This is a genomic window from Pseudomonas sp. BN607 (assembly GCF_029871175.1).
GTDB lineage: Bacteria > Pseudomonadota > Gammaproteobacteria > Pseudomonadales > Pseudomonadaceae > Aquipseudomonas.
Genome location: NZ_SSOE01000060.1, coordinates 1 through 8,813, shown reverse-complemented (window position 1 = coordinate 8,813; position 8,813 = coordinate 1). Strand labels below are relative to the sequence as shown.

The 8,813-nt window shown below is 67.1% G+C and carries 1 protein-coding gene; it reads left to right on the top strand.

Translation table 11 applies throughout. From position 1 onward, the window contains the following. Nucleotides 1–8,813 (top strand): non-ribosomal peptide synthetase (locus E8E68_RS16830; protein WP_280343000.1); only part of this gene is annotated, 8,813 nt, incomplete at both ends.

Below are 8,813 nucleotides of genomic sequence, written 5' to 3'. Positions count from 1 at the left end.
CTCGACGAGCAGCGCCAACCGGTGCCGCAAGGGGTGGCGGGGGAGCTGTACATCGGTGGCGTACAGGTCGCCCGCGGCTACCTCAACCGGGCCGAGCTTACTGCCGAGCGCTTCATCGATGACCCGTTCGTGCCTGGCGGGCGCCTGTACCGTACCGGCGACCTGGCCCGCCACCGGCCAGACGGCAACCTCGAATACCTCGGCCGCAACGATGACCAGGTCAAGCTGCGCGGCCTGCGGGTCGAGCTGGGCGAGATCCAGGCCGGCCTTACCGCCATCGCGGGCATCAAGGAAGCGGTGGTGCTGGCCAAGGAGCAGCGCCTGGTTGCCTATTACACCGGTCACCCGCAAACCGTGGAAACCCTGCGCACGTGCCTGCTGGCACATCTGCCGGAATTCATGGTGCCAGCGTTGTTCATGCACCTCGAAGCCTTGCCGCTGAGCCCCAACGGCAAACTCGACCGCAAGGCGCTGCCAGAGCCCGGCGCGCTGCAGGATCGCCCATTCGAAGCCCCGCAAGGCGAAACCGAAAACCTGCTGGCAGCCATTTGGGCCGAACTACTGGGGGTCGAGCGGGTAGGGCGCCATGACAACTTCTTCGAGCTGGGTGGCCACTCGCTGTTGGCGGTAAGCCTCACTGCACGCCTGCGTGAACGAGGCCTGCAAGCCGATATCCGCGTGTTGTTCGGTCAACCGACCCTGGCCGCGCTGGCCGTTGCAGTTGGCGGTGAAAGCCGGGTCGCGGTGCCGGCCAACCTGATTGACCCAGGCTGTACCCACATCACTCCGGCCCTGCTGCCATTGGCCGAGCTTTCGCAAACCGCCATCGACACCCTGGTGGCGCAGGTCCCTGGCGGCACGGCGAACATCCAGGACATCTACGGCCTGGCCCCGCTCCAACAGGGCATTCTCTACCACCACCTGGCCAGCGAGGGCGCTGACCCGTATGTGTTACACGCGTGCTTTGCCTTCCCGGGCCAAGCCGAACTGGACGCCTTCGCCGCCGCGCTTGACCAGGTCATTGCGCGGCATGACATCCTGCGCACCAGCATCCACTGGCAAGCCCTCGACGAGCCGGTGCAGGTGGTATGGCGCACCACGCCCTCTGTCGCAGCCTTGCGCTGCGATCAGCAACAGCGTGGCATCAACCTGAACCACGCCCCGCTGCTGCGCCTGGTCCCCGAGCAGACCGACAGTGGCCTGCAAGCCACGCTGCTGATCCACCACATCATCCTCGACCATGCCGCCGTCGAGCAGTTGGTGGCCGAGATCACTGCAGTGTTGCAAGGCCAGCCACGGCACGAAGCCAGTGTGCCTTACCGCAACTACGTGGCCCAGGCCCGCCTTGGCGGCGATGCCCAAGGCGACGAAGCGTGGTTCCGTGAACTGCTGGGTGACATCGACGAACCTACCATTGTGTACGGACTGCACGATGCGCAGACCGACGCCTGCGAAGTGTTCGATAGCCGTCAGGCCCTGGATGGCACACTGGCTGGCCGCCTGCGCGAGCAGGCGCGGCATCTGGGCGTCAGTGTCGCCAGCCTGGTGCACCAGGCGTGGGCGCAGGTGCTGGCTCAGCTGTCCGGGCGCGAGGAGGTGGTGTTCGGCACGGTATTGCTCGGTCGCCTGCAGGGCGGCGAGGGTGCCGAGCGGGCGCTGGGCATGTTCATCAACACCCTGCCGTTGCGCGTCAGCGTTGGCGCGGCAACGACTGCCGATGGCGTGCGCCTGACCCACCAGCGCCTGGCTCGGCTGCTGGTCCACGAACAGGCCTCGCTGGCCCTGGCCCAGCGCTGCAGCGGCGTACCAGCTACCCAGTCGCTGTTCACCAGCCTGCTCAATTACCGCCACAGCGCACCGGCCAAGGTCGAGCTGCGCCAGGCCTGGCAAGGAATCGAACAGCTGACTGCCCATGAGCGCAGCAACTACCCGCTGGTGGTCAATGTCGATGACCTGGGTGATGGTTTTGTCCTGACCGTGCAAGCGGTGGCTCAGGTTGACGGCGGCCAGGTATGCCGCCTGCTGGCTACCGCCCTGGAGCAACTGGCCGATGCCTTGCAAGGTGCTCCGGCCATGCCATTGCATGCGCTCAGCCAACTGGCGCCTGCCGAGCGCGAGCTGGTGCTGCAAGGCTTCAACGCCACTCGCCGTGACTACCCGCGGGATCACGCGCTGCACCAGCTGTTCGGTACCCATGCCGCGCTCACGCCGGCTGCAATTGCCGTGGTGCACGGCCAGCGGCACTGGTCCTACCAACAGCTGGAGCAGCATGCCAACCGCCTTGCGCACCACCTGCTGAGCCTGGGCGTGACGCCAGGCGACCGTGTCGCCCTGTCGCTGCCCCGCAGTTTCGAGCTGCTGGCGGCGCAGTTGGCCGTCAGCAAATGCGCGGCAGTGTTCGTACCCCTGGACAGCAATACGCCCGCCGAACGCCAGGCCTTCATGATCGACGATAGCCAGGCCAGGGTGCTGCTGACACTCGCCAGCGAAGTGCAGGCAGGCCAGGCAATCCGGGTGGAACTGGACCACTGTGAGCTGGCCGGCTACCCGACCCATACGCCGGGGCTGGCGGTGAGCGCTGAAAGCGCAGCCTACATCATGTATACCTCGGGCTCGACCGGCACCCCGAAGGGCGTGCAAGTGCCGCACCGGGCGATCGTGCGCCTGGTGATCAACAACGGTTTTGCCCAGTTTACCCGCGAGGACCGGGTGGCTTTCGCTTCCAACCCCGCGTTCGACGCCAGTACCCTGGAGGTCTGGGCGCCGTTGCTCAACGGTGCCAGCGTCGTCGTCATCGACCAGCAGCAGGTGTTGTCGCGGGAGGCATTGCGTGATGTGCTGCTGGATCAGGGCGTAAGCGTGCTGTGGCTGACGGCGGGCCTGTTCCACCAGTTTGCCGAAGCCTTGCTGCCAGCCTTCGCCAGGCTGCGCTACCTGATGGTGGGGGGCGACGTACTGGACCCGGCGGTAATCGCCCGGGTACTGCGCGAAGGTGCGCCGCAGCACCTGCTCAATGGCTATGGGCCGACCGAGGCCACCACCTTCAGCACCACCCACGCGATCACCACCGTCGACAAGGGCAGCATCCCGATTGGCAAACCGATCGGCAATGGCCGCTGCTATGTGCTCGATGCCCGCCGGCAACCCCTGCCGGTCGGCGCCGTCGGCGAGTTGTACATCGGTGGCGATGGCGTGGCCCTGGGTTACCTTGGCCGGCCCGCACTCACGGCTGATCGCTTCCTCGCCGACCCGTTCAGCCCCCAGCCGGGCGCCCGCATGTACCGCAGCGGTGACCTGGCCTGTTGGCAGGCCGACGGCTCGCTGCGTTACCTGGGTCGTGCCGACCAGCAGGTCAAGCTGCGCGGCTTCCGTATCGAGCCGGGGGAAATCGAGGCCTGCCTCGGCCAATGCGTCGGCGTTCGCGACAGCGCCGTGGTGCTGCGCGAAGACACCCCGGGCGAGAAGCGCCTGGTGGCCTACTTCACCGCACATTCCGCGGCACCGGCACTTGCTGAGTTGCACGCCCAGTTGCAAGGCCGTCTGCCGGACTACATGCTGCCGGCGGCTTATGTGTACCTGGCCGAGCTGCCATTGACCGCTAACGGCAAGCTCGACCGCCGCGCGCTCCCGGCACCGGGTAGCGACGCCTTGGTCAGCCGTGCGTTCGAGGCCCCGCAAGGTGAGGTGGAAAGCGCCCTGGCCGTGATCTGGGCGCAAGTGCTCAAGGTCGACCAGGTAGGCCGCCACGATCACTTCTTTGAGCTGGGCGGCCATTCGCTGCTGGCCGTGACCCTGGTCGAGCGCATGCGCAAGGCGGGGCTGAGTGCCGATGTGCGCGTGCTGTTCGCCCAGCCGACCCTGGCCGCCCTGGCCGCTGCGGTCGGGACGGGCCGCGAGGTGCAGGTACCGGCCAATCGGGTGCCGGCAGAGGCTCGCGCAATCACCCCGGACATGCTCAGCCTGATCGACCTCGACCAGGTCAGCATCGACCGCGTGGTAGCCACCGTGCCCGGCGGAGCTGCCAACGTGCAGGAAATCTACCCGCTGGCACCGTTGCAGGAAGGCATCCTGTACCACCACCTAAGTGCCGAGCAGGGCGACCCCTACCTTTTGCAGTCGCGCCTGGCGTTCGACAGCCTGGCCGACCTGCAACGCTGGGCCGGTGCCTTGCAGCAGGTGATCGACCGCCACGACATCCTGCGCACCGCCGTGGTCAGCGAAGGCCTGGAACAAGCGGTACAAGTGGTATGGCGTGAGGCGCACATGGCTGTCACGGGCGTGGAGGGGCTTGGCGACGAGGCAGTGCTCGATGCGTTGCAAGCGCGCTACGACGCCCGCCACCAGCGCCTGGACTTGACCTGTGCGCCGCTGCTGCGCCTGGTGCATGCCGCCGACCCGGTCAACCAGCGGGTGGTGGCGATACTGCAGTTCCACCACCTGGCCCTGGACCATACCGCCATGGAAGTGATCGCCGGGGAAATGCACGCGCTGATGGCGGGGCAGGGCGAGGGTCTGCCGCCGCCGGTGCCGTACCGCACCTATGTTGCCCAGGCGCGCCTGGCGGCCGACGATGCGGGCCATCAAGCGTTCTTCCGCGAAATGCTGGGCGACCTGGATGAACCGACCCTGCCGTTCGGCCTGGCTGACGTGCAAGGCGAAGGGCATGCCATCGAGGAAGCCCGACTTGCCGTGGCCCCCGCGCTGGCCCGTAGCCTGCGCGAGCAGGCCCGGCAACTGGGCGTCAGCGCCGCGAGCCTGGCGCACCTGGCCTGGGCACGGGTCCTGGGCGTGCTGGCCAACCGCACCGACGTGGTCTTCGGCACAGTGCTGATGGGCCGCCTGCAAGGCGGTGAAGGGGCTGATCGGGCGCTTGGCGTGTTCATCAATACCCTGCCACTGCGCATCGACCTGTCGACGCCGGTGCGGCAGGCAGTGGGCCTGACTCACCAACGGCTGTCGGCGTTGCTGGCACATGAGCATGCCTCGCTTGCCCTGGCCCAGCGCTGCAGCGGCGTGGCGGCATCGGTGCCATTGTTCAGCGCCTTGTTCAATTACCGGCATAGCAGTGCCGTGAGCGGTACGGATGCCGGCACGCAGGGCGTCTGCCTGCTGGGCGGGGAGGAGCGCAGCAACTATCCGCTGACCCTGAGCGTCGATGACCTCGGCGAAGGCTTTGTCCTGAGTGTGCTGGCCCTGCAAGGCATCGGTGCCGAGCGGGTGGCACAGTGGATGAATCAGGCCCTTGCTGAGTTGGCCAAGGCGCTGGAGCAGGCGGCGGATGTGGCAGTGGCCACGCTGCCCATCCTCGATCACGCCGCACGCCGACAATTGCTGGACACCTTCAATGCCACCTGGCGCGATTACCCTACCGGCCAGACCGTACATGCCCTGGTCGAAGCCCAGGCCGCCCACACGCCGCAGGCGGCCGCCCTGGTGCAGGATGGCCGGGTGCTGAGCTATGGTGAGCTGAACCGCAGCGCCAACCGTCTCGCCCATTACCTGATCGAACGTGGCGTGCAGCTTGGCGACCGCGTTGCGCTGTGCCTGCCGCGCACCTTGGAGCGCCAGATTGCCCTGCTGGCTGTGCTCAAGACGGGGGCGGCCTATGTGCCCATCGACCCGGCTTACCCGCCCGAGCGCATCGCCTATCTGTTGGCCGACAGCACACCCGCGCTGGTGCTGGTAGAGTCCGCTACGCAGGCACTGGTCGGTGACGCAGTGCAGGTGGCGCTGGACCGTGATACCTGGCAAGGCGCCGCAGACAGCAACCCGCACGTGGCCGGGTTGGGCCAGCAGCACCTGGCCTACGTCATCTACACCTCTGGCTCCACCGGCCAGCCCAAGGGCGTGATGGTCGAGCATGCGAGCCTGGCCAACCTGGTGCATTGGCACCGCGAGGCCTTTGCCCTGAACGCCGGCAGCCATACCAGCACAGTGGCCGGTTTCGGCTTCGACGCAGTCGCCTGGGAGGTGTGGCCGGCGCTCTGTGCCGGGGCAGTGCTGCACTTGCCGCCGGTCCAGGTGGGCGGTGAACACGTCGACGAGCTGCTGGACTGGTGGCTGGACCAACCCCTGGCGGTCAGCTTCCTGCCGACGCCGGTAGCTGAGCAGGCACTGCGCCGTGAACGCCAGCACCCGACCCTGCGTACGCTGCTGGTGGGCGGTGACCGTCTGCGCCAGTTCGAGCAGGCGCCGGGCTTTGCTGTGGTCAACAACTATGGCCCGACTGAAGCCACTGTCGTCGCCAGCTCCGGACAGCTAGTGCCTGGCGGGCTGTTGCATATCGGCAAGCCGATCGCCAACACACGCCTGTACGTACTCGACGATCACCAACAGCCGGTGCCGGTGGGCGCGGTGGGTGAGTTGTACATAGGGGGCATCGGGGTTGCCCGTGGCTACCTGAACCGCGACGGGCTCAGCGCAGAGCGCTTCCTGGCCGACCCGTTCAGTACCGCAGCCCATGCGCGGATGTACCGCAGCGGCGACCTGGTGCGCTGGAACGCCGACGGCACCCTGGATTACCTGGGCCGCAACGATGACCAGGTGAAGATCCGCGGTGTGCGTGTGGAGCTGGGCGAAATCGAAAGTGTGCTGGCCGCCCAGCCGGGCATCGCCGATGCCGTGGTGCTGGTGCGTGGCGAGCGCCTGCTGGCCTGGTTCACCGCAACCGCGCCCGTGCAGCCGGAGGCATTGCGCCAGGCGTTGCAGGCCAGCTTGCCGACGCATCTGGTACCCATGGCCTTTACCCAGGTCGATGGGTTGCCGCTGACCCGCCATGGCAAGCTCGACCGCCAGGCGTTGCCCGACCCAGCCCCGGCCTTGCTGACCCGCCAGGCCTACGCACCACCACAGGGTGCAGTCGAAACCGCGCTGGCAGCAGTTTGGGCCGAAATGCTGCAGGTCGAACGAGTGGGGCGTCACGACAACTTCTTCGAACTGGGCGGCCACTCGCTGTTGGCCGTCAGCCTGACCGCACGCCTGCGCCGGCAAGGTTTGCAGGTTGACGTGCGCACGCTGTTCGGCCAACCGAGCATTGCCGCCCTGGCTGCCACCCTGGGACAGGTACGCGAGGTGCAGGTGCCCGCGAACCTGATCCCGGTCGATTGCTCCCATATCACCCCGGCCATGCTCCCCATGGTGACGCTGGAACAGGCCGCCATCGAGCGCATCGTTGCCCGGGTGCCGGGCGGCGCTGCCAACGTGCAGGACATCTACCCCTTGGCGCCGTTGCAGGAGGGGATTCTCTATCACCATCTGAGCGCCGCCGGGCATGACCCCTATGTGTTGCAATCGCGTTTCGCCTTCGCCAGTCGCGAGCACCTGGCCAGCTTCGCCGCCGCGCTGGACAAGGTGATCGCCCGCCACGATGTGCTGCGTACCGCCATCGTCTGGGAAGGCCTGCCACAGCCTGTGCAGGTGGTCTTGCGCGCAGTCGCACCGGTTGCGCAAGAGCCCTGTGGGCGCATAGATAACCGCGACCATGCCAACACACGTCTCGATTTGACCAAGGCCCCACTGATTCGGCTGCTCTACACCGACGCGGACGGCCCGATCGAAGCCACCCTGCAGTTCCACCACATCGTTCTCGACCACACCGCCATGGAGGTGGTCGCCGAAGAACTGATCGGCTACCTGCAAGGCAACGGTGAACCTGCCCACGCCCCGGTGCCGTACCGCAACTATGTGGCCCAGGCCCGCCTGGGCATCAGCCAGGCCGGGCACGAGGCGTTCTTCTGCGAGCAACTGGCGGATATCGACGAGCCGACTTTGCCGTTCGGCCTCAGTGATGTGCAAGGCGATGGCCGCGGCATCCAGGAAGCCCAGTTGTGGCTGGACGCAGCGCTGGCGCAACGCCTGCGTTGGCAGGCACGCCAATTGGGCATCAGTGTCGCCAGCCTGTTCCACCTGGCCTGGGCGCGCTTGCTGGCGGCTGCCAGCGGCCAGGAGCGGGTGGTGTTCGGCACCGTGCTGCTGGGTCGCCTGCAAGGCGGCGAAGGTGCCGAGCGAGCGCTGGGGATGTTCATCAACACTTTGCCGCTGCGCGTCGACCTTGCTGGCATCAGCCTGCGCGCGGGCGCCCATGCCACCCACCAGCGGCTGAGTGCGCTGCTGGCCCACGAGCACGCCTCGCTGGCCCTGGCCCAACGCTGCAGCGGCGTGGCCGCGCCGCTGCCATTGTTCAGCGCGATGCTCAATTACCGCCACAGCAGCCAGGCCACCGCCAGCCAGAAGCAGGCGACAGCAGGCATCACCACCCTGGAGAGCCAGGAGCGCAGCAACTACCCGTTGAGCCTGAATGTGGATGACACCGGCCTTGGATTCCGGTTGGTGGCCATGACTCAAGCCGAGATTGGCGCAGCGCGCATCTGCGGGCAGATGGCGCAGTTGCTGCAAGCCATGGTCGAGGCACTGGAGCACGAACCGGACCTGCCAGTGCAGCGCTTGCCGGTGTTGCCGGCTGAGGAACGCCAGCGGGTGCTGGTTGACTTCAACGCCACGGCCGTTGACTACGACCTTGAACAAACCTTGCACGGCATGATCGAGGCGCAGGTTGCGCGCACGCCGCATGCCGTGGCCGTGCGGGCTGAGGAAGGTGAGCTGACCTATCGCCAGCTCAACGAGCAGGCCAACCGCCTGGCGCATCATCTGATCGGGCTGGGCGTGCAGCCGGATGATCGGGTGGCGATCTGCGTCGAACGTGGGCTGTCGATGGTGGTTGGCCTGCTGGCCATCCTCAAGGCTGGCGGTGCTTATGTGCCGGTAGACCCGGACTACCCGGCCGAGCGCGTGCGCCACATGCTGAGCGATAGCGC